This is a genomic window from Paraburkholderia sp. (genome assembly GCF_034668105.1).
Taxonomy (GTDB): Bacteria; Pseudomonadota; Gammaproteobacteria; order Burkholderiales; family Burkholderiaceae; genus Paraburkholderia.
Genome location: NZ_JAXDPY010000193.1, coordinates 1 through 19,963, shown reverse-complemented (window position 1 = coordinate 19,963; position 19,963 = coordinate 1). Strand labels below are relative to the sequence as shown.

General features: G+C 61.9%; 16 protein-coding genes and 1 pseudogene. 5 read left to right on the top strand and 12 right to left on the bottom strand.

Going from position 1 to position 19,963, the window contains the following annotated elements; translation table 11 throughout:
- The 7 genes from QOC89_RS09170 to QOC89_RS09140 form a co-directional block, all read right to left on the bottom strand.
- The coding region (locus QOC89_RS09170) for an AarF/UbiB family protein (protein WP_323044734.1) at positions 1-895 on the bottom strand (895 nt) is incomplete at its 3' end.
- Positions 896-910: 15 nt separating this feature from the next.
- Positions 911-1,555: a ubiquinone biosynthesis accessory factor UbiJ gene (locus tag QOC89_RS09165; protein ID WP_323044733.1), complete on the bottom strand. Its 645-nt coding sequence runs from the start codon at positions 1,553-1,555 to the stop codon at positions 911-913.
- A gap of 153 nt (positions 1,556-1,708) precedes the next feature.
- Positions 1,709-2,701 (bottom strand): Tim44 domain-containing protein, encoded by a 993-nt coding sequence (locus QOC89_RS09160; protein ID WP_323044732.1) that lies wholly within the window; start codon positions 2,699-2,701, stop codon positions 1,709-1,711.
- A 38-nt stretch (positions 2,702-2,739) separates the two neighbouring features.
- Complete coding sequence (ubiE, locus tag QOC89_RS09155; RefSeq protein WP_323044731.1) at positions 2,740-3,471, bottom strand: bifunctional demethylmenaquinone methyltransferase/2-methoxy-6-polyprenyl-1,4-benzoquinol methylase UbiE; 732 nt, start codon at positions 3,469-3,471, stop codon at positions 2,740-2,742.
- Positions 3,472-3,538: 67 nt separating this feature from the next.
- A complete protein-coding gene (locus tag QOC89_RS09150) occupies positions 3,539-3,952 on the bottom strand; it encodes a DUF971 domain-containing protein (RefSeq protein WP_323044730.1) in 414 nt (137 codons plus the stop codon).
- A gap of 85 nt (positions 3,953-4,037) precedes the next feature.
- A complete protein-coding gene (locus tag QOC89_RS09145; protein ID WP_323044729.1) occupies positions 4,038-4,466 on the bottom strand; it encodes an HIT family protein in 429 nt (142 codons plus the stop codon).
- A gap of 34 nt (positions 4,467-4,500) precedes the next feature.
- Entirely contained in the window at positions 4,501-8,595 is a 4,095-nt protein-coding gene (locus QOC89_RS09140) for a DUF3683 domain-containing protein (RefSeq protein WP_323044728.1), read from the bottom strand.
- 525 nt (positions 8,596-9,120) lie between these two features.
- Here QOC89_RS09140 and ilvA point away from each other — a divergent pair.
- The 3 genes from ilvA to queF are packed head-to-tail and all read left to right on the top strand — an operon-like array spanning position 9,121 to position 12,391.
- Positions 9,121-10,644, top strand: coding sequence for a threonine ammonia-lyase, biosynthetic (ilvA, locus tag QOC89_RS09135; RefSeq protein ID WP_323044727.1), 1,524 nt, complete (start codon positions 9,121-9,123; stop codon positions 10,642-10,644).
- A gap of 23 nt (positions 10,645-10,667) precedes the next feature.
- Entirely contained in the window at positions 10,668-11,570 is a 903-nt protein-coding gene (locus QOC89_RS09130) for a 5'-nucleotidase (protein WP_323044726.1), read from the top strand.
- On the top strand, positions 11,567-12,391 hold the full coding sequence (gene queF, locus QOC89_RS09125; RefSeq protein ID WP_323044725.1) for an NADPH-dependent 7-cyano-7-deazaguanine reductase QueF: 825 nt from the start codon (positions 11,567-11,569) through the stop codon (positions 12,389-12,391). Before QOC89_RS09130 ends, queF begins: the two co-directional genes overlap by 4 nt.
- 669 nt (positions 12,392-13,060) lie before the next feature.
- On the opposite strand, the gene QOC89_RS09120 is transcribed toward queF, so the two are convergent.
- From QOC89_RS09120 to QOC89_RS09110, 3 genes are all read right to left on the bottom strand, one after another.
- Positions 13,061-13,447 (bottom strand): RidA family protein, encoded by a 387-nt coding sequence (locus QOC89_RS09120; RefSeq protein ID WP_064265547.1) that lies wholly within the window; start codon positions 13,445-13,447, stop codon positions 13,061-13,063.
- 78 nt (positions 13,448-13,525) lie between these two features.
- Positions 13,526-15,007 carry a D-aminoacylase gene (locus tag QOC89_RS09115; protein ID WP_323044724.1) on the bottom strand — a complete coding sequence of 494 codons (1,482 nt, stop codon included), beginning with the start codon at positions 15,005-15,007 and terminating at the stop codon, positions 13,526-13,528.
- 3 nt (positions 15,008-15,010) lie between these two features.
- Positions 15,011-15,901, bottom strand: coding sequence for a MurR/RpiR family transcriptional regulator (locus QOC89_RS09110; RefSeq protein WP_323044723.1), 891 nt, complete (start codon positions 15,899-15,901; stop codon positions 15,011-15,013).
- 145 nt (positions 15,902-16,046) lie between these two features.
- Here QOC89_RS09110 and QOC89_RS09105 point away from each other — a divergent pair, with 145 nt between their 5' ends.
- On the top strand, positions 16,047-17,324 hold the full coding sequence (locus QOC89_RS09105) for an amino acid deaminase (RefSeq protein ID WP_323044722.1): 1,278 nt from the start codon (positions 16,047-16,049) through the stop codon (positions 17,322-17,324).
- A gap of 221 nt (positions 17,325-17,545) precedes the next feature.
- On the opposite strand, the gene QOC89_RS09100 is transcribed toward QOC89_RS09105, so the two are convergent.
- A complete protein-coding gene (locus QOC89_RS09100; RefSeq protein WP_323044721.1) occupies positions 17,546-18,052 on the bottom strand; it encodes a MarR family winged helix-turn-helix transcriptional regulator in 507 nt (168 codons plus the stop codon).
- Between the two features lie 31 nt (positions 18,053-18,083).
- Positions 18,084-19,679: an MDR family MFS transporter gene (locus QOC89_RS09095; RefSeq protein WP_323044720.1), complete on the bottom strand. Its 1,596-nt coding sequence runs from the start codon at positions 19,677-19,679 to the stop codon at positions 18,084-18,086.
- Between the two features lie 143 nt (positions 19,680-19,822).
- Between QOC89_RS09095 and QOC89_RS09090 the strand changes: the two are divergent.
- Positions 19,823-19,963 (top strand): annotated as a pseudogene (locus QOC89_RS09090) (EcsC family protein); the annotation flags it as partial.

The following is a 19,963-nucleotide window of genomic DNA, read 5'->3' as shown; positions in this document are numbered from 1 at the left end:
GCGCCGGATCGAGGCTCACCTGGATGTTGCCCGGGTGCATGTCGGCGTGGAAAAAACCATCGCGGAACACCTGGGTGAAGAAAATCTCAACGCCTTCACGCGCCAGCTTCGGAATGTCGACCCCCGCTGCGCGCAGCGTCTCCACCTGGCTGATCGGCACGCCGACCATGCGCTCCATCACCAGCACCGTGGGCGTGCAGAATTCCCAGTACATTTCCGGCACCAGCAGCAGATCGAGCCCAGCGAAGTTGCGGCGCAACTGGCTGCCGTTCGCCGCTTCGCGCATCAGATCGAGTTCGTCGTGCAGATACTTGTCGAATTCGGCGACCACCTCGCGCGGCTTCAGGCGCTTGCCGTCGGCCCACAGCCGCTCGGCCCAGACGGCGATGTCGCGCAGCAAGGCGAGGTCGGAATCGATCACCGGCAGCATGTTCGGCCGCAGCACCTTCACGGCGACGGACTTGCCCGCGTGCTGCCCGGCTTTCACCTTCGCGAAGTGAACCTGCGCGATCGACGCGCTGGCGACCGGCACCCGCTCGAAATCGTCGAACAGCACGTCGACCGGTGCACCGAGCGACTTCTCGACCAACCCGATCGCCACCGCCGAGTCGAACGGCGGCACCTGATCCTGCAGCTTGGCCAGTTCATTGGCAATGTCGACCGGTAGCAGATCGCGCCGCGTGGACAGCACCTGACCGAACTTGACGAAGATCGGCCCGAGGCTTTCGAGCGCGAGCCGCAAGCGCACGCCCGGCGGCGCGTCGAACTTGCGACCGATCGTGGTGATACGCAGCAGCAGACGCACGCGCCGGTCCTTGATGCGGCCGAGCATCATCTCGTCGAGACCGAAGCGGATGACCGTGAAAAAAATCTTGAGGAAACGCAGAAAACGCATAGTTGTGCCCGGTGACTAGCGCGTGCCGCGCAACGTGGCGGCGCCGCCCGGCACATGGGCGCCGCGGGCTTCGACCTTCTGTTCAAGACGCTCGATGCGCTTCTCCACGCGCGCCAAGGCATCGCGGGCGCGGGCCAGCTCGACGTTGAAATCCTCCAGCGCGGTGCGCCGCACCAGTTGCGGATTTTCGTCGAGCAGATATTCGGCGGCGGTGTCGAGCAGATTGCGCCCAGTACGGCGCGCGTGTTCGCCGACCGTGCGCACGAGCGACGCGACCCGCCACGCCGGCCCGTCGCCGATCAGCCTGGCCAGATCCTCTTCCGGCTCCCAGCGCAGATGTTCGGCGAGCTTGGCGATCACCGTGGCGAACTCGGCGTCACCTTCGATCTTCACGTGCTTCATGACGGCGGCCTGGCCGCCTTGCACGAAAGCCGGCAGGGCCTCGGACGGCACCGAGATGGTCACGTCGAACTGTTGCGCCTCGGTTGCCTCGACCGCGCTCAGGTGGCCGTCCGGCTGCACCAGCAGCATCAGTACGACGGGCGGACAAGAGAGGCTCGCGGTCTTGCCCGCGTAAGGGGCGAGACGCTCGCGGGCCCACGATTCGCGGGCGAGCAGATGATTGACAGCAGCGGCGAAGGGCTTGGCGGCGAGGGTCATTGAAAGTGGCAAGAAAAAACCCGCGCAGGCGAGGTGCCCGCGCGGGTTCCTATTGTAACGTCCGTTGGCTTCGCGGCCTGCTATGCCGAACGGCCAATCCTGTGCGCAGAATCAAGGCGGGCAGGACTGCCCTGTCCCCGCCCTGCTACTGCTTCAGTGCTGCGCTACCTGCTGAATGCCGGCCAGCAGCCAGCCTTCACCCGGCCGGTTCGCCTTCGTCAGGTTCCAGACCTCGACGAAAGGCTCAGCCGCCGCACCCGCCGATTCGCGGATCAAGCCGGAGAAGCGCACGCTGGCGAAGTATTCGGTCGCGCGCTCTTCAACGCCCAGCAACTCCGCGTTCAGCTGCACCACGTCGGTCTGATTGGATTCAACGCCGCGCGAGGTCAGATCGACCTTCACTTCGGCGAACATTTCCGGCGTGGTGAATTCGCGGATGTCTTCCGTGTTGCCGACGTCCCAGGCGGCTTGCAAGCGCACGAAGTACACCTTGGCGTTGCGCAGGAACGCTTCCGAATCAAAGCCGGCCGGCACGACGGGGGCAGCGTTGATAGTCGGCGTGGTCAGCGGGTTGCCTTGCGGCTCGAGATACGAGCCAGCGGGCGGAGCGCTGTAGCGCGGTTCCTGCGAATAGCCGGTGTTACCCGCATTCACCGACGGTGCGCTGCCCGCGTACGCCGGTTGGGCGGTACCCCGCTTGCGGCCCATGAAACGGCGAATCAACCAGATGCCGATCATCGCAATGATCGCGATCACGATGATATTGGCCATGGCGCCGGCAAAAGCGCCGCCCAGACCGAAGTGCGACAACAACGCGGCGATACCAAGACCTGCCGCGAGACCGGCGATCGGACCAAGCCAGCGCGAGCGATTAGGCGCGGCGGCAGGCGTCGGCGCGGGCGCCGGAGCCGGCTGGGCGCGCTGCTGCATCGCCTGATTGCTTTGGGAAGGTTGCGACGGCGCGGATTGCTGTTGAACGGTGTTCGACTGACGGCCAAGACTACGGCCACCGCCCATGCGGCGAGCTTCCGCATCGAGCGAGGCGAGAGAGCCGGCCATGATCAGACCGACCATCGCGATCAGTCCGATTCTTCTCACCAACGACCGCTTAACCTTACGGGGAGATAACACACCTGAATCGGACATTTTCGTACTTTCCTTTAAAAATCGATGGGTTAGGAACCCTAGTATTTGGTCCCCATATGTAAAGCTACCACGCCAGCTGACAAATTGTAATATTTGACGCCGTCCAGGCCCGCTTGTTCCATCATTGTTTTTAAAGTTTCCTGGTCCGGATGCATCCGGATCGATTCCGCCAGGTAGCGGTAGCTATCGGCGTCTTTCGCAAAACGGTCGCCGAGCCACGGCAACACCTTAAAAGAATAAACGTCGTAGACCTTTTTGAGCGGATCCCACACCTTCGAGAACTCCAGCACCAGCAGACGGCCCGCCGGCTTCAGCACGCGGCGCATTTCCGCCAGCGCGACATCCTTGTGCGTCATGTTGCGCAAGCCGAATGCCACGGTCACCACGTCGAAGTAATTGTCCGGAAAGGGGATTTTCTCGGCGTCGCAAAGCAAGGCCGGGGTAATGACGCCCTTGTCCAGCAGGCGGTCGCGGCCCACCCGCAGCATCGATTCGTTGATGTCGGTATGCCAGACTTCGCCGGTTTCGCCCGCCTGTCTGGCGAATGCTTTCGACAGATCGCCCGTGCCCCCCGCGATATCGAGCACCTTGAAGCCCGGCCGGACGTTCGCCTGGGCGATCGTGAACATCTTCCACGCCCGGTGCAATCCGCCCGACATCAGGTCGTTCATCAAGTCGTAGTTGGAAGCGACCGAGTGGAACACGCCCGCCACCTTCTGCGCTTTTTCCTGCTCGTCGACCGATTGAAAGCCGAAGTGGGTTTTGCTCATCGCGCTCGTCCTTTCGCGTATTCTGAAATGTTGCGCCGCATCAGTGCGGCGACCAGGGCGAATCGTATCAGTGACAGTGCCCGTGCGCAGCGCCCGCTACGGCCATCGGCGCATCGCGATCGACACCGGCCGCTGCCAGTTTGGCGAGATAGTCGCGCCAGAGTTCATCCTGACGAACAGCCATGTCGCGCAGCAGATCCCAGGAATAGATGCCGGTGGCGTGCCCGTCGGAGAACGTCGGCTGCAACGCGTAGTTGCCGACGCCTTCGATCATCGTGATCGTGACGTCACGCTTGCCGGTTTGCAGGGTTTCCTGGCCGGGCCCATGGCCCATCACTTCCGCCGACGGCGAATACACCCGCAGCAGTTCGAACGGCAGGCGATACGATTCGCCGTTTGCGTACTGCAATTCAAGCACGCGCGATTTGGAATGCACGACCACGCCGGTCGGCACCGGGGTATCGGGAGTCAGACCACTCATATTGACCTCGTAAGAACACGCCGGGCTGCCCCAGGTTTTCCGCCCCGCGGGAAGACCCGGCGCCAGGCGACAGATTCAGCGGCGCTCAGCCGAGCGCCTGTTCGATTTCCTGTCTCACCGCTTCGCGCAGCAGGGTAGCTTGCGCACGGCGCGACGACAGCATGGCCTCGGACACCGTGCGCTGGCGCGGCGCCCAGATGGGCAGGGGAAAATGCGCGTCGTTCGAATAACGCGGAATCACATGCCAATGCACGTGCGGCACCTGGTTGCCCAGGCTCGCCAGGTTGACCTTGACCGGTTGCATGATGCGCCGCATTGCGTGTTCGACCGCGTACACGGCTTTCATCACGCGATCGCGGTCGCTTCCGGCAAGATCGGAAAACTCGGCCACATGCTTGTTCCAGATTACCCGGCAGAAGCCCGGGTAATCGTGTTCATCGGCGAGGACGACGCGCAAGGTGTCGTCCTGCCACAGCACATCACCACCATCGTCACGGCAAAAAACGCAGTCCATCGTCGTCCTCAGGCAAAAATCGTCAGTGGTGCCATTAAACCAGCACGCGCTCGATTCCGCCATTGTTCGCCCGTTGGACGTAATCCGCCATCCAGTCTTCGCCCAGCACGTGACGTGCCATTTCGACGACGATGTAGTCCGCCTCGGTGCCCGCGTCTTCGTTGTAGCGCGACAAGCCCTGCAGGCAGGACGGGCAGCTGGTCAGAATTTTCACTTCGGTGGCGCCGTTGGGTTGCGGGCCGTCGCCGGCCTTGAGCACGGAACCGTTCGGCGCGCCCGCGGCGCCGGCCGATGCATTGGCCGTGTTGATCGCGTTGGCGCCGGCCTCCGCCACCAGAGGAATGCCGCGCAGCCTGGCCGCCCCCTTGCGCATTTCCTCTTCCTTGCGGAAACGGACTTGCGTCGAAATGTCAGGGCGCGTCACCGCGAGCGTGCCGGATTCGCCGCAGCAGCGATCGTTCTTCTCGATCTTGTAGCCGTCGTTCTCCGAACCCATCAGCTGATTGACGAGCTTGACCGGATCCATCGTCTTGATCGGCGAGTGGCACGGGTCGTGGTACATGTAGCGCACGCCGTTCACGCCTTCGAGCTTGATGCCCTTCTCCAGCAGAAACTCGTGGATGTCGATGATCCGGCAGCCCGGGAAGATCTTCTCGAATTCGTAACCGGCGAGCTGGTCGTAACACGTGCCGCACGACACCACCACCGTCTTGATGTCGAGATAGTTCAGCGTATTGGCCACGCGATGGAACAGCACGCGGTTATCCGTGACGATCTGCTCGGCCTTGTCGAACTGGCCCGAGCCGCGCTGCGGATAGCCGCAACACAGATAGCCCGGCGGCAAGACGGTTTGCACGCCCGCCTCCCACAGCATGGCTTGCGTCGCCAGACCGACTTGCGAGAACAGCCGCTCCGAACCGCAGCCCGGGAAGTAGAAGACCGCTTCCGTGTCGGCGGTGGTCGTCTTCGGATTGCGGATGATCGGGACGATCTTGTTGTCCTCGATGTCCAGCAACGCGCGCGCGGTTTTCTTCGGCAGGTTGCCCGGCATCTTCTTGTTCATGAAGTGGATCACCTGCTGCGTGACCTTCGGCTTGCCGACGGTGGCAGGCGGGTGCGCCGTCTGCTTCTTCGCGAACTTCTTCAACACGTCGTTGCCGAGGCGCTGAGCTTTATAGCCGATGCCCATCATCGCGGTGCGCGCGAGATTGATGGTCTGCGGATTGGTGGCGTTCAGGAAGAACATGCCGGCCGCGTTGCCCGGATTGAACTTCTTCTTGCCCATCTTGCGCAGCAGGTTGCGCATGTTCATCGTCACGTCGCCGAAGTCGATCTTCACCGGGCACGGCGTCACGCATTTGTGACAGACGGTGCAGTGATCGGCGACGTCGTTGAACTCGTCCCAGTGCTTGATCGATACGCCGCGGCGGGTCTGCTCTTCGTACAGGAACGCCTCGACCAGCAGCGAGGTGGCGAGAATCTTGTTGCGCGGGCTGTACAGCAGGTTGGCGCGCGGCACGTGGGTCGCGCACACCGGCTTGCACTTGCCGCAACGCAAACAATCCTTGATCGATTCCGAAATCGCGCCGATGTCGGACTGCTGCATGATCAGCGATTCGTAGCCCATCAGGCCGAAGCTCGGCGTGTAGGCGTTGCGCAGGTCGGCGCCTTCGAGCAGCTTGCCCGCGTTGAAGCGGCCATGCGGATCGACGCGCTGCTTATACGCGCGGAATTCGCCGATTTCCTCGTCGGTCAGGAATTCGAGCTTGGTAATGCCGATGCCGTGCTCGCCGGAAATCACGCCGTCGAGCGAACGCGCCAGCTTCATGATGCGCGCGACCGCCGTGTGGGCGTCCTGCAGCATCTCGTAGTTGTCGGAGTTGACCGGCAGATTCGTATGGACGTTGCCGTCGCCCGCGTGCATGTGCAGCGCGACAAACACGCGGCCACGCAGCACCTTCTTGTGGATCGCCTGCGCTTCGTCGAGGATCGGCTTGAATTCGCCGCCGTTGAAGATCTGCCGCAGCTCTGCCCGGATCTCCTGCTTCCACGACACGCGGATCGTACGGTCCTGCGTGATGTGGAACACGGTGGCGTCCGGCTGCGCGTCCGCGCGATCGGCGAACTTCTCCGCCAGACCTTCATAGCCGAGGCCGACCAGATAATGCTGCGCTTCGCGCACCGACAGATCGAGCCTGTCGCGCAGGAATTCCCAGCGCGTGCGCACCTTCTTCAGCAGATCCAGCGCCTGTTGCACGCGATCTTCGAGCAACTCGGCGCTCGGGATTTCATTGGCGTCGTCGCTCTTGCCGAGCGGCAGCTTGCCGGCCTTGAAGAACGCTTCGAGCGCGTCGACCAGTTGCAGCTTGTTCTTGACCGACAGTTCGATGTTGATGCGCTCGATCCCGTCGGTGTACTCGCCCATGCGGTCGAGCGGAATCACCACGTCTTCGTTGATCTTGAAGGCGTTGGTGTGCTTCGCGATCGCGGCGGTGCGGCTGCGGTCGAGCCAGAAACGCTTGCGCGCTTCCGCGTTGACCGCGACGAAACCTTCGCCGCTCTTGCCGTTGGCCATGCGCACCACTTCAGAAGTGGCTTGCGCGACCGCGTCCGCATCGTCGCCGACGATGTCGCCGATCAGCACCATCTTCGGAAACGCGTTGCGCTTGGACTTGGTCGCATAACCGACCGCGCGCAGATAGCGCTCATCCAGATGCTCGAGACCGGCGAGAATCGCGCCGCCTTGCCGCGACGTTTCGAACAGATAATCTTTGATCTCGACGATGCTCGGAATCGCTTCGCGCGCCTGGCCGAAAAATTCGAGGCAGACCGTGCGCGTATGCGCCGGCATCTTGTGCAGCACCCAGCGCGCGGACGTGATCAGCCCGTCGCAGCCTTCCTTCTGCACGCCCGGCAGACCGGCGAGGAATTTGTCGGTCACGTCCTTGCCGAGACCTTCCTTACGGAACACGCGGCCCTTGATGTCGAGCGCTTCCGTGCGCAGCAGCTTTTCGCCCGGCGCGTAGCTGCCGTCGAACCACTTCAGCTCGAAACGCGCGACTTCGATGTCGTGAATCTTGCCGAGGTTGTGATCCAGACGCGTGACTTCGAGCCAGTTCCCTTCCGGGTCGACCATGCGCCACCAGGCGAGGTTGTCGAGCGCCGTGCCCCACAACACCGCTTTCTTGCCGCCCGCGTTCATCGCGACGTTGCCGCCTACGCAGGATGCATCCAGCGAGGTCGGATCGACCGCAAACACGAAGCCGGCCTGCTCGGCCGCTTCGGTCACGCGGCGTGTGACCACGCCCGCACCGGAGAAAATCGTCGCCACTTTGCGGTCAACACCCGGCAGGTCGGTCATCTCGACCGCACCAAGTTGTTCGAGCTTCTCGGTATTGATGACCGCCGAGAACGGCGTAAGCGGAACAGCGCCGCCGGTGTAGCCGGTGCCGCCTCCGCGCGGGATGACGGTCAGACCGAGCTCGAAACACGCCTTGATCATGCCGGCGATCTCGGCTTCCGTATCCGGCGTCAAGACGACGAACGGGTACTCGACGCGCCAGTCGGTCGCGTCGGTCACGTGCGAGACGCGGGACAAACCGTCGAACTTGATGTTGTCTTTTTCCGTGACGCGGCCCAGCACCTTGTTCGCGCGACGGCGCAAATCGAAGGTCTTCTGGAACTCGCTCTCGAAATCGTCGACGGCACGGCGCGCGGCCGCGACCAGCATTTCAACGCGGGCGGCCCGATCGACGCCCGCTTCATCGCCATGCTCGACCAGATCGGCGCGGCGACGCTTTTCGATCTCGGTCAAACGATGGTGCAGCGCCTCGATCAGCAGCGCACGGCGCTTCGGATTGTCGAGCAGGTCGTCTTGCAGGTAAGGATTGCGGCGCACGACCCAGATGTCGCCGAGCACTTCGTACAGCATCCGCGCCGAGCGGCCGGTGCGGCGTTCCGCGCGCAGTTCGGCCAAAGCCGTCCAGGCGTCGTCGCCTAACAGACGGATGACAATTTCGCGGTCGGAGAATGACGTGTAGTTATAGGGAATTTCGCGCAGACGCGCTTCAGGATCGGCGGCCACCGCAGTGGCGGCCCCGTGCGGATCGAAAACTTGAGGTGCGTTCATGTTTGGACGACTCGGTGGGTCAACCCGGCGCGCTCATCGGTGAGGCGCTGGCTGACGGTGCGCGTGGCGCGCAATGCTGGAAATTTTCTAGGGGAGCGAAGCGCAACCGACGGCTTACCCACATCAGTCGCTTCACGGCGCTCAGAGACAGCTACACGATCGTGCCTGACGGACGTGACGCTCCGCCGCGGGACAAGACTCACGCGGGACGGGCATCAAATGGGCGATCCGCGGCTGCCAGTGCATCTTCCGATCCTTATTCCAAAATGGAATTCTACCCCATGATCCAGCCGCGCGTTGACGCCTGAAATCAGGTCTGTGGCTGGAGTTTGAGCGTTTTTGCGCTGAACGGGGCCCACACGCGCATACGGATAATTCTCCGACCGAACGGTCGGGCGGGCCCTTGGTGGCGGCCCTCGGGAATATGCGGAAGGTTCGTTGACGATTCGCCAAAAGGCCAGAGCGGACACCGTTGGCGCTATCATTGACCCTTTCCCGTCTCGCAAAGCGCACCGCGCCACCCGCATGGCTTCCCACGACTACCTGAAGAAAACCCTGACCGCGCGCGTCTACGACGTGGCCCGCGAGACCGAACTCGAACGTGCGCCGAATCTGTCGGCACGGCTGCGCAATCCGGTGTATCTGAAGCGCGAGGACAACCAGCCGGTGTTCTCGTTCAAGGTGCGCGGCGCGTACAACAAGATGGCGCATATTCCGGCGGATGCGCTCGAACGCGGGGTGATTACCGCGTCGGCGGGCAATCATGCGCAGGGTGTGGCGCTCTCGGCGGCGCGCATGGGCGTGAAGGCAATCATCGTCGTGCCGGTCACCACGCCGCAGGTCAAGGTCGACGCCGTGCGCGCACATGGCGGCGCGACCGTCGAAGTCGTGCAGTTCGGCGAGTCCTACAGCGATGCGTACGGGCATGCGGTCAAGCTGCAGGAAGAGCGCGGCCTGACCTTCGTCCATCCGTTCGACGATCCCTACGTGATCGCCGGCCAGGGCACGGTCGCGATGGAGATCCTGAGCCAGCATCAAGGGCCGATCCACGCGATCTTCGTGCCGATCGGCGGCGGTGGACTCGCCGCGGGCGTGGCGGCGTACGTCAAATCGGTGCGCCCGGAGATAAAGGTGATTGGCGTGCAGACCGACGACTCGTGTGCGATGGCCGCGTCGCTGAAAGCCGGCGAACGGGTGACGTTAAATGAGGTCGGGCTGTTCTCGGACGGCACTGCGGTGAAGCTCGTCGGCGAAGAAACCTTCCGCCTGTGCAGCGAATATCTCGACGACGTACTGCTCGTGAATACCGATGCGTTGTGCGCGGCGATCAAGGACGTGTTTCAGGACACCCGCAGCGTGCTCGAACCCGCCGGCGCGCTGGCGGTGGCCGGCGCCAAGCAGTATGCCGAGCGCGAAGGTCTGGAAGACCAGACGCTGATCGCGATCACGTCCGGCGCGAACATGAATTTCGACCGCATGCGTTTCGTTGCCGAGCGTGCGGAAGTCGGTGAAGCCCGCGAGGCGGTGTTCGCGGTGACGATCCCCGAAGAGCGCGGCAGCTTTCGCCGTTTCTGCGAACTGCTGGGCACGCGCAGCGTCACCGAATTCAACTACCGGATTGCGGACGCGAATTCAGCGCATATCTTTGTGGGCGTGCAGATCAGGAACCGCAGCGAATCCGCGCAGATTGCGGGCGCGTTCGAAGCGCACGGTTTTGCCACCGTCGATCTGACGTTCGATGAACTGTCGAAGCAGCACATCCGTTATATGGTCGGCGGCCGCTCGCCGTTGGCCCATGACGAACGTCTGTTCCGCTTCGAGTTTCCCGAACGGCCGGGCGCGCTGATGAAGTTTCTGTCGTCGATGGCGCCGAACTGGAATATCAGCCTGTTCCACTATCGCAACCAGGGCGCGGACTACAGTTCGATTCTGGTCGGCATCCAGGTGCCGGAAAGCGAGAACAGCGAGTTCGAGCGCTTTCTGACGACGCTGGGTTATCCGTACTGGGAAGAGACGAAAAACCCGGTGTACCGCTTGTTCCTCGCTTGATCTTTTTGGACTGAAACGCGCAGATGGCACTTTCGCTCGTCGACAAACTGGTGGTGGCAATCTCGTCGCGCGCGCTGTTCGACTTCGAGGAAGAGAACTGCGTGTACGAGGCAGGCAACCTGCGGGCGTATGAAGCGTTGCAGCGCGAGAGGCTGGCCGTGCCTGCCAAACCGGGCGTGGCGTTTCCGCTGATCCGCAAACTGCTGGCATTGAATGCCGGCGGTCATCGTGTCGAAGTGGTGATCCTGTCGCGCAGCGATCCGATCAGCGGACTACGCGCGTTTCATTCGTGCAGGGAGTATGGACTGGCGATCGAGCGCGGCGTGTTCACTCGTGGACGCGCGCCGTTCGGTTATCTGAAACCGTTGAACGCGTCGCTGTTTTTGTCCGCGAATCAGGACGATGTGCGCGACGCTTTGGCGGCCGGATTTCCGGCCGCGCGCGTCTTGCCCGAATCGGCAAAGATGGCGAGCAAGTATCCCGACGAGATCCGGATTGCTTTCGACGGCGACGCCGTGCTGTTTTCCGACGAAGCCGAGCGCGTGTTTCAGCAGGATGGCCTGCGGGCATTTGTTGGCCATGAGATTCACAACAAGGATCTACCGCTTGCGGATGGTCCTTTGAAGCCGCTGCTCGAAGCGCTGCACCGGCTGCAGAAACTCGCGGACGAAGCCGCGCCGATGCATATTCGTACGGCACTGGTGACGGCGCGCTCGGCGCCGGCGCATGAGCGTGCGATCCGCACATTGATGGCGTGGAACATTGAAATCGACGAAGCGATGTTCCTCGGCGGCCTGGACAAGAGCGCATTTTTGCGTGAGTTCGAGCCGGACTTTTTCTTCGACGATCAAATTGGCCATTGCGAATCGGCCCGCGTCGTGACGGCGACGGGGCACGTGCTGAGTGGCATCGTGAACGCATCATGACACCCGAACAATCACCGCTGGGCAAGGCTTCCACTTACACCGAACAATATGACGCTTCGCTGCTCTTTCCGATTGCCCGGAAGAATGCACGCGAAGCGATTGGAATTGGCGCGCAGTTGCCGTTCTTCGGCACGGACATCTGGAACGCTTACGAGCTTTCGTGGCTGAATGCGCGTGGCAAACCGCAGATTGCAGTGGCGACTTTTTTTGTGCCCGCTGATTCGCCGAATATTGTCGAGTCGAAGTCGTTCAAGCTTTATCTGGGGTCATTTGCGCAGACGGCATTTGAGTCGATGGAAAGTGTGCGAGACACGATCAAGCGGGATGTGTCCGCTTCTTGCGGCGCGACTGTTTCTGTCCATCTGACTGCGCCGTATGAGTTCGGCAAGTTGCAGATGGAAGAGTTTGAGGGCTTGTCGCTGGACCGGCTCGATCTGGACACGGATGTTTATCTGCCTGACGCTTCATTGTTGAAGGCGGCGCTCGATGAAGCGCCGGTTGAGGAGACTTTGGTTTCTAATTTATTGAAGTCGAATTGTCCGGTGACTGGGCAGCCTGATTGGGGCAGTGTGCAGATTCATTACATTGGGCCGCAGATCGATCATGCGGGATTGTTGAGGTATATCATTTCCTATCGGAATCACACTGGGTTTCATGAACAGTGTGTTGAGAAGATTTTTCTTGATGTGCTGGGGGCCTGCCGGCCGGTTAAGCTGGCGGTTTATGCGCGCTATACGCGGCGCGGGGGGCTTGATATTAATCCGTTCCGGACGAATTATAATTTGCCGATGCCGGATAATATGAGGTTGGCGCGGCAATAAAAAATTGCGGTTTTTGCCTGAGCGGCGCTGGTTTTTTTGCCTATGACATTGGTCTTTTTTGATCTGGGTTTTTGGCCTTTTCTTGATTTGTTATTGGTCTATTAGTGTTGCCCCTGTGCGGGGCGGCACTTACTTTCTTTGCCGCGGCAAAGAAAGATAAGCAAAGAAAGCCGCTCAAACCGCTAATTCTTAAGCGGGTCCCCCGCACAGTCACGCTATTGGTACATCTGGAATCTGTGTTCTCGCACACTCCGCGTCAGTGACAAAGCCGTCATTCTTCCGGCGGCGCTGCGCGCGCCGAAGCGCATTTCTTAAAAGCACCCACTACGTTCAACAAACCACTGGTTTGCATAATCAACCCTTCCGGCGAGCACGCAGTGCGAGGCGGGAAGTATGACGCCCTTGTCACCAGGGCTGAATGTGCAAGGACACAGATTCCAGATGCACCACTACCGTGACTGTGCGGGGGACCCGCTTAAGAATTCGCGGTTTGAGCGGCTTTCTTTGCTTATCTTTCTTTGCCGCGGCAAAGAAAGTAAGTGCCCGCCCCGCACAGGGGCGACGCTAATAGACCAATAAGAAATCAAGAAAAGGCCAAAAAATCCAGATCAAAAAAATCCAATGCCGCAGGCAAAAACCCTATCCACCGCCTGCGGCGAAAAAAACCCACTAAGCCGCAGGCTTTTTATAGGCAACGCAATCAACCTCAACCCGACAATCAATCACCATCGAAGAAACCACACATGCCCGCGCAGGCGGATTCTCCCCAAAATACTCCCGAAACACCTTATTGAAAGAAGCAAAATCCCGCGGATCATCCAGCCACACACCACAGCGGACAACATGCTCCGCCCCATACCCGGCTTCCTTCAAAATAGCGAACACGTTCTGAATCGCCTTGTGCGATTGCTCAACAATGCCGCCGTTGATCACCTCGCCGTTTTCCATCGGCGTCTGCCCGGACACGAACAGCCAACCATCCGCTTCGACCGCCCGAGCAAAAGGCATATGCTGCCCACCCGTACCCTTGCCACCTTCAACGCCATATCGCTTCATCACCCAGCTCCTTAAAAAGTCCAGCAGGCGGCGCAAACAACGCCACAACCGCTTGCCACATCAATCAGAAACAAACCATCAAAACGCGCCGTGCGCATCACCCTTCGACGCCGCGCCGCGCGCCACAAAATGCCCTGCCCGCTCGCCGGTCACTGCCCCATCTCGGTAGGACAGCACGCCGTTCACCCACACCGCGTCAATGCCGTCCGCCGCCTGCTGCGGCTTTTCAAACGTCGCCGCGTCACGCACCCTGGCGGGATCGAACAACACCAGGTCCGCGTGAAAACCCATGTGCACCTCGCCCCGCTGCGCCAGACCAAACCGGCGCGCCGACAAGCTGGTCATCTTGCGCACCGCCTCTTCGAGCGGCAGCAACTTCGCATCGCGCGCGTAATGCCCAAGCACGCGCGGAAACGCGCCCCACAAGCGTGGATGCGGCAAGGGATCGTTCGGCAAACCGTCTGAGCCGACCATCGTCGCGGGATGCGAAAGGATGCGGCGCACGTCGTCCTCGGACATGTTGTGATACACCGCGCCAGCCGGCTGCAAGCGCTTGCCCGCCTCCTGCTGCGTGACGCCCCACTCGGCGGCAATGTCCTTGATCAGCTTGCCCGCCATCTCGGGATGCGGCTCCGACCACGTGATCGTAATGTCGATGTCGCCGCTCACCTGCTTCACGTCGAGCGTCGACGAACTGCGGTTGTACGGATAGCAGTCGCAACCGATCGGCTGCAAACGACGCGCGCCTTCCAGCGATTTCAACACCTCCTCACTGCGCCCCCAGTTCGACGGCCCCGCACACTTCAAATGCGAAATCACCACCGGCACATGCGCGTGACGGCCCACCCGGTAAGCCTCGTCCATCGCGTCGAGAATCGCATCGAATTCGGTGCGCATGTGTGTGGTGTACAACGCGCCGGCAGCGGCGAGCGGCTCGGCCAGCGCCATCACTTCCTCAGGCGGCGCGGCAAAAGCGGAGCCATACGCGAGTCCGGAGCTCAGTCCCAACGCACCGTTGGCCAACGCCTCTTCGAGTTGCGCGCGCATCCCGTCGATTTCTGCCGCGCTCGCCGCCCGATCGAGCCGATCCATCTGATTGCTGCGCAAAGCCGTGTGCCCAATCAGCGCGCCCACATTCACCGCCGGACGCGCGGCATTCACCGCTTCAACGTACGCAGCGAAGGTGGGGTACTGAAACGCGTCGCGTTCGCCCAGCAGATTCATCGGATCAGGCGGATCGCCCTTCAACGAAACCGGCGACGCGCTGATCCCGCAATTGCCGACGATCACCGTCGTCACGCCCTGCGTGATCTTCGGCAGCATTTGCGGCGAACGGATCACGTGCGTGTCGTCATGCGTATGAACGTCGATGAAGCCCGGCGCCAGGGCGCGGCCATTGGCCTCGATCACTTCTTCGGCGAGCCAGTTCGAGAGATTGCCGATCGCGGCAATGCGGCCTTCGCGGATCGCAACGTCGCGTTCGACCGGCGGCGCGCCCGTGCCGTCGTACAGTTGCGCGCCGACGATCAGCGTGTCGGCGGCTTCGGGATGCGAATGCATGAATCAGTCTCCTAACGGTTGTCGATCGCCGCCGCCACGGTGTGCGTCGAGCGCGTGCTTCATGCGGCGCAGCAATTCGCGGCTCTCGTCACCCTGGCTGACGGCGAGTTCGGTGACGAGCACATCGAGCGCCATCATCATCGCGTAGCGCGACGACGACGGCTTGTAAATGAAATCGGTTTCAAAGGCGACGATCGGGATCACCCAATCGGCCAGTTTGGCAAGCGGCGACGCCGGCGCGGTCAGCGCGATCACGATCGCGCCGTAGCTGTGCGCGATCTTGCAGTTCTCGACCATCTCGGGCACGCGACCGGTAGTAGACAACGCAAGCACCACGCATTCGCGCGACACGGTGCTCGCCACCATCCGCTGCAACAAGCCGTCCTGATAGGTCGCAACGGGCCGGCCGAGACGCACGAGCCTGAAGCGCATCTCGTCGGCCAACGCGGTCGAACCGCCGCCCATGCCGAACACGTAGATCATCCGCGCGGCGCGCAACGCGGCCGCCGCCTCGTCGAAAGGCGCCTGGCGTAGCAGCCGGTGGTTATGGGCAAGCGCGGTCTGCACCTCGTCGAACACGCGAGTGGCAATGGGCTCGGGTGCGTCGGTAGCTGCGCCCGCTTGCAGGAAGCGCTGGCCGACGGCGGCCGCCTGCGCAAGCCGCAACTTCAACTCCCGCACGTCACGGCAACCCACCGCCTTGGCAAAGCGGGTGACAGTCGCAACGCTCACCTCCGCCTGCTGCGCAAGCGCGCCGATGCTGGCGCGCGACGCGCCGGTCAGATCGTCGAGAATCAACGCCGCGACCTTGCGTTCGGCCGAACGCAGTTCCGGCGCGCACTCGGCGATGCGCGCGACGATGTCGAAGGTCAGCGGTTCGGCGGTTGAGTTCATTGCAGACTGTAGGAGGCCGCTGGAAGACTTACAAACCGCCTCCGGCAAACCTTGGTACTAAATAACATTTCTTCAACCATCGTACTTTCGGTAACATAGTAAAGTCAACTTCGATTCAATTTAACCGGACGATGGAGCTGGAGACATGAAAGTTACAAACTATCAGGGCGCAACGATTGATCCTTATAGCAAGGGCTTGGGCATGGTTCCGGGCGCCAGTATCCAGCTCACGGACGCCCCGCGTCTCGAGTGGAATCTGCTGAACGAAGACGTGAGCCTGCCCGCCGCGGTGCTGTACGCGGATCGTGTGGAACACAACCTGAAATGGATGCAGGCATTCGTCGCGGAATATGGCGTCAAGCTCGCGCCGCACGGCAAAACCACCATGGCGCCGCAGTTGTTCCGCCGTCAGCTGGAAACCGGCGCGTGGGGCATCACGCTCGCCACCGCGCATCAGGTGCGCGCGGCGTATCACGGCGGCGTATCGCGAATCCTGATGGCCAATCAGCTGGTTGGCCGCCGCAACATGATGATGGTCGCCGAGTTGCTGAGCGACCCCGATTTCGAATTCTTCTGCCTCGTCGATTCGGTCGAGGGCGTCGAGCAGTTGGGCGAGTTTTTCAAGTCGGTGAACAAGCAGTTGCAAGTGCTGCTCGAACTCGGCGTGCCGGGTGGCCGCACGGGTGTCCGTGACCAAGCGCAGCGCAATGCGGTGCTCGAGGCAATCACGCGCTACCCGAATGTGTTGAAGCTGGCAGGTGTCGAGTTGTATGAGGGCGTGCTCAAAGAAGAGCACGAAGTGCGCGAGTTCTTGCAGAGCGCCGTCGCGGTGACGCGCGCGCTCGTCGAGGAAGGAGGTTTTGCCCGCACGCCGGCCGTCCTGTCTGGCGCGGGCTCGGCCTGGTACGACGTCGTCGCGGAAGAATTCGCGAAGGCCTCGGAGGCCGGCAAGGTGGAAGTAGTGCTACGGCCCGGCTGCTATCTGACGCACGACGTCGGCGTCTACCGTAAAGCGCAGACGGACATCTTCGCGCGCAACCCCGTCGCGAAGAAAATGGGCGAAGGCCTGTTGCCGGCGCTGCAACTGTGGGCGTATGTGCAGTCGATTCCTGAACCGGATCGCGCGATCATCGGCCTCGGCAAACGCGATTCCGCTTTCGACGCGGGTATGCCCGAACCGTCGCGCCATTATCGTCCGGGCACTGAAGCACCGCGCGATATCGCGGCGAGCGAAGGCTGGGAGATTTTCGGTTTGATGGACCAGCACGCGTATCTGCGGATTCCCGCCGGTGCGGATCTGAAGGTGGGCGACATGATCGCGTTCGACATCTCGCACCCGTGCCTGACGTTCGACAAGTGGCGTCAGGTGCTGGTGGTCGATCCGTCATATCGCGTGACGGAAGTGATCGAAACGTTCTTCTGATTCTGAACTTGATGCACCCGGCGCGCCTCATCGCACGGTGCCGCGCCTTTCACGACGTCTATGACATTGGTGTCGAGTCGTGGCGCCGGGGCGTTCGATTTGCGGTGGCCGCGGTGTTTGATAGGCTGCGCCTTCGATGCGGCGGCCGCGATGTTTGATCGGCTGCGCCTTCGACTGTCATGCTAGAGCAATGGATCGTCGGCGGCCGAGTCGGCCGCCTGCTAAAGCACTGGGTCACCACCGCCCGCGTCAAGCGCTTGCGCAGCAGCGGCAGCTTCTACCGGCGAAGCGTTAGCCATGGCCGCCACTTCACCGATTCGCACCTCCAGGATCTTCAGCGCGCCCGACAGCGCGCTCAACGCATCGTCCGGCAGCGCGGCCATCGTGTCGTGCAGAAATGCGTTGCGGCGCGGCAGGCTGGCTTCGGTCACCGTCCTTCCCGCTTCGGTCAAACGCACATTGGTCACGCGGTTATCGCGCGTATCCATGCTGCGCGCAATCCAGCCTAAACCCTCCAGCGTTTTCAACTGCCGCGTGAGCGCGCCCGGGTCGACGCGCAGGCGTTCGACCAGACGCTTCTGCGACGACTCGCCGGCATGGTCGTGCAGCGCGAGCAGAATGCGCCAGCGCGGCAACGGCTGGCCAACGTGGGCTTCGAACGCCGACATGAACGCCCGATAAGTGCGGCCGAATTGTTGCATGACGGCGACGCGGTCCTGTTCTTCCATGATCTATCTGTAAAACGGTAAGGCTAAAAAATCAATCCGCGTGAATCACCGGCTCGAGCTTGCGTTGAAGCTTGATCGGCGGCACACGGCGGCTTTGCCACACGGACACCACGGCGATGATCGCCGCGAGCGCGAGACCCAGATGAATCGCCGAGACGAGCGTCTCGCGCGCGCCTTCGAGCAGCATCGCGCCGTTATGGCCCGCGTGCGTCAGTTGGCCGAGCAAGGTGTCTTGCGCGTCGCGATTGATCAGGATTTGCGGGTCGCCGAGATCGGGGAACCACTGCGACGCATGGTCGTTTTCCAGCATGCTGCGCACGCCGCTCGCGTACATATGGCTGACCAGCGTGCCGGTCAACGCGGTGCCGATCATCCCGCCGATCATCCGCAGCGACTGCAACAGCGCGGTGGCGATACCGAGATGTTCGCGGCCGGCTGTCTGCTGCGCGAAGATCGTCAGATTCGGCATCACGAAGCCGAGACCGAGACCGCCGAGCACCATGAACGACATCAACAGCCATTGCGGCATGGAGCGCGTCGCGACGACCACGCCGAGGCACGCCAGCGCGAGCAGCGCGAAACCGATGTACAGCATCAGATTGGGGTTACGCACACGCGAGACGATGCGGCCGTTGGCGATACTGCCGATTGTGATGAACACGACGAGCGGGGTAATGACCAGACCCGCTTCTTTCGGCGACAACCCGAAGCCGCCCTGGAACAGCAACGGTGCGTAGAACAGTAACGAGAACATCGAGAAGCCGCCCAGCACAGCGAGCGTGAAGAGCGCCGCCAGACTGCGGTTGCGGAACATGTCGACCGGCAAGATTGCCGTCGGGCAACGCTTTTCCCACTGCCACAAGCCGTATGCCGAGGCCACGCTCAGGGCCAGCAGCGCGAAGGCGCTCAACGTCACGCCATGCTTCGGCAACAACTCGACGAACAGTTGCAGCGAGCCGAGCGCTATTGCGATCAGCACCGCACCGGGCCAATCGAGCCGCATCTTGCCTTCGTGCTCGACATGCCGCAAATGCGGCAGAAAGCGCCAGACGAAAAACAGCGACAGCAAGCCGACCGGCAGATTCACATAGAACACCGAGCGCCAGCCGTAGTACTGCGTGAGAAAGCCGCCGAGCGACGGCCCCACCGCATTCGCGATACCGAACGCCGAACTCATCAGCACCTGCCAGCGCAGCCGTACGACGGAGTCGGGAAAGAGATCAGGAATGCACGCGAAGGCGGTGCCGACCAGCATGCCGCCGCCGATGCCTTGCAAGCCGCGCGCGAGCACGAGGAACAGCATGTTGTTGGCGGCGCCGCACAACACCGAAGCCCCCGTGAACACGACGATCGAGGCGATCACGAACGGCTTGCGCCCGTAGTAATCGCCGAGCCGGCCGAAGATCGGCACGGTAATCACCGAGGTCAGCAGATACGACGTGGCGACCCACGCGTAAAGCTCGAAACCCTTCAGTTCCGAAACGATCGTGGGCAATGCGGTGCCGACCACGGTCTGGTCGAGGGCGACCAGCATCGTGACGAAGGAAATGCCGAGCATTGCCAGTAGCGATTCACGGAAAGGTAAAACTTGCCCACTCGAATGGTGGGCCGCGGTATGGACAGCCATTTTTGATAGCGCAACAGTTGACTTGTCAAACGATCGGGAATCATAGCACGAGACGAGGCTCTAAGCTGGAGCCGGGCGATGCGGGTTCATCGCGTTGGTAATCGACTGAAGAATCATCACAACACATGACGCCAGGGAGGCATATGGAGCCCAGTTCGCTCGCAACACGATCGTTGTCGGATGAAGACCTGCGCGCGCTGCGGCGCGCGAAACACGAACTGGAGAGCCCCGCGCTGGCGATGAAACTGGCCAGCATTGTTGGTTCGCCGCTCGAAAAGCTGCTT

Excerpts from the sequence above, each read along its gene's own strand:
- QOC89_RS09115 (WP_323044724.1), bottom strand. The coding sequence starts at position 15,007 with ATGCATTCGCATCCCGAAGCCGCCGACACGCTGATCGTCGGCGCGCAA.
- ilvA (WP_323044727.1), top strand. The coding sequence starts at position 9,121 with ATGGCTTCCCACGACTACCTGAAGAAAACCCTGACCGCGCGCGTCTAC.
- QOC89_RS09110 (WP_323044723.1), bottom strand. The coding sequence starts at position 15,901 with ATGAACTCAACCGCCGAACCGCTGACCTTCGACATCGTCGCGCGCATC.
- QOC89_RS09100 (WP_323044721.1), bottom strand. The coding sequence starts at position 18,052 with ATGGAAGAACAGGACCGCGTCGCCGTCATGCAACAATTCGGCCGCACT.
- QOC89_RS09130 (WP_323044726.1), top strand. The coding sequence starts at position 10,668 with ATGGCACTTTCGCTCGTCGACAAACTGGTGGTGGCAATCTCGTCGCGC.
- QOC89_RS09160 (WP_323044732.1), bottom strand. The coding sequence starts at position 2,701 with ATGTCCGATTCAGGTGTGTTATCTCCCCGTAAGGTTAAGCGGTCGTTG.
- QOC89_RS09140 (WP_323044728.1), bottom strand. The coding sequence starts at position 8,595 with ATGAACGCACCTCAAGTTTTCGATCCGCACGGGGCCGCCACTGCGGTG.
- QOC89_RS09105 (WP_323044722.1), top strand. The coding sequence starts at position 16,047 with ATGAAAGTTACAAACTATCAGGGCGCAACGATTGATCCTTATAGCAAG.
- QOC89_RS09145 (WP_323044729.1), bottom strand. The coding sequence starts at position 4,466 with ATGGACTGCGTTTTTTGCCGTGACGATGGTGGTGATGTGCTGTGGCAG.
- QOC89_RS09120 (WP_064265547.1), bottom strand. The coding sequence starts at position 13,447 with ATGAAGCGATATGGCGTTGAAGGTGGCAAGGGTACGGGTGGGCAGCAT.
- QOC89_RS09095 (WP_323044720.1), bottom strand. The coding sequence starts at position 19,679 with ATGGCTGTCCATACCGCGGCCCACCATTCGAGTGGGCAAGTTTTACCT.
- QOC89_RS09150 (WP_323044730.1), bottom strand. The coding sequence starts at position 3,952 with ATGAGTGGTCTGACTCCCGATACCCCGGTGCCGACCGGCGTGGTCGTG.
- QOC89_RS09165 (WP_323044733.1), bottom strand. The coding sequence starts at position 1,555 with ATGACCCTCGCCGCCAAGCCCTTCGCCGCTGCTGTCAATCATCTGCTC.
- ubiE (WP_323044731.1), bottom strand. The coding sequence starts at position 3,471 with ATGAGCAAAACCCACTTCGGCTTTCAATCGGTCGACGAGCAGGAAAAA.
- queF (WP_323044725.1), top strand. The coding sequence starts at position 11,567 with ATGACACCCGAACAATCACCGCTGGGCAAGGCTTCCACTTACACCGAA.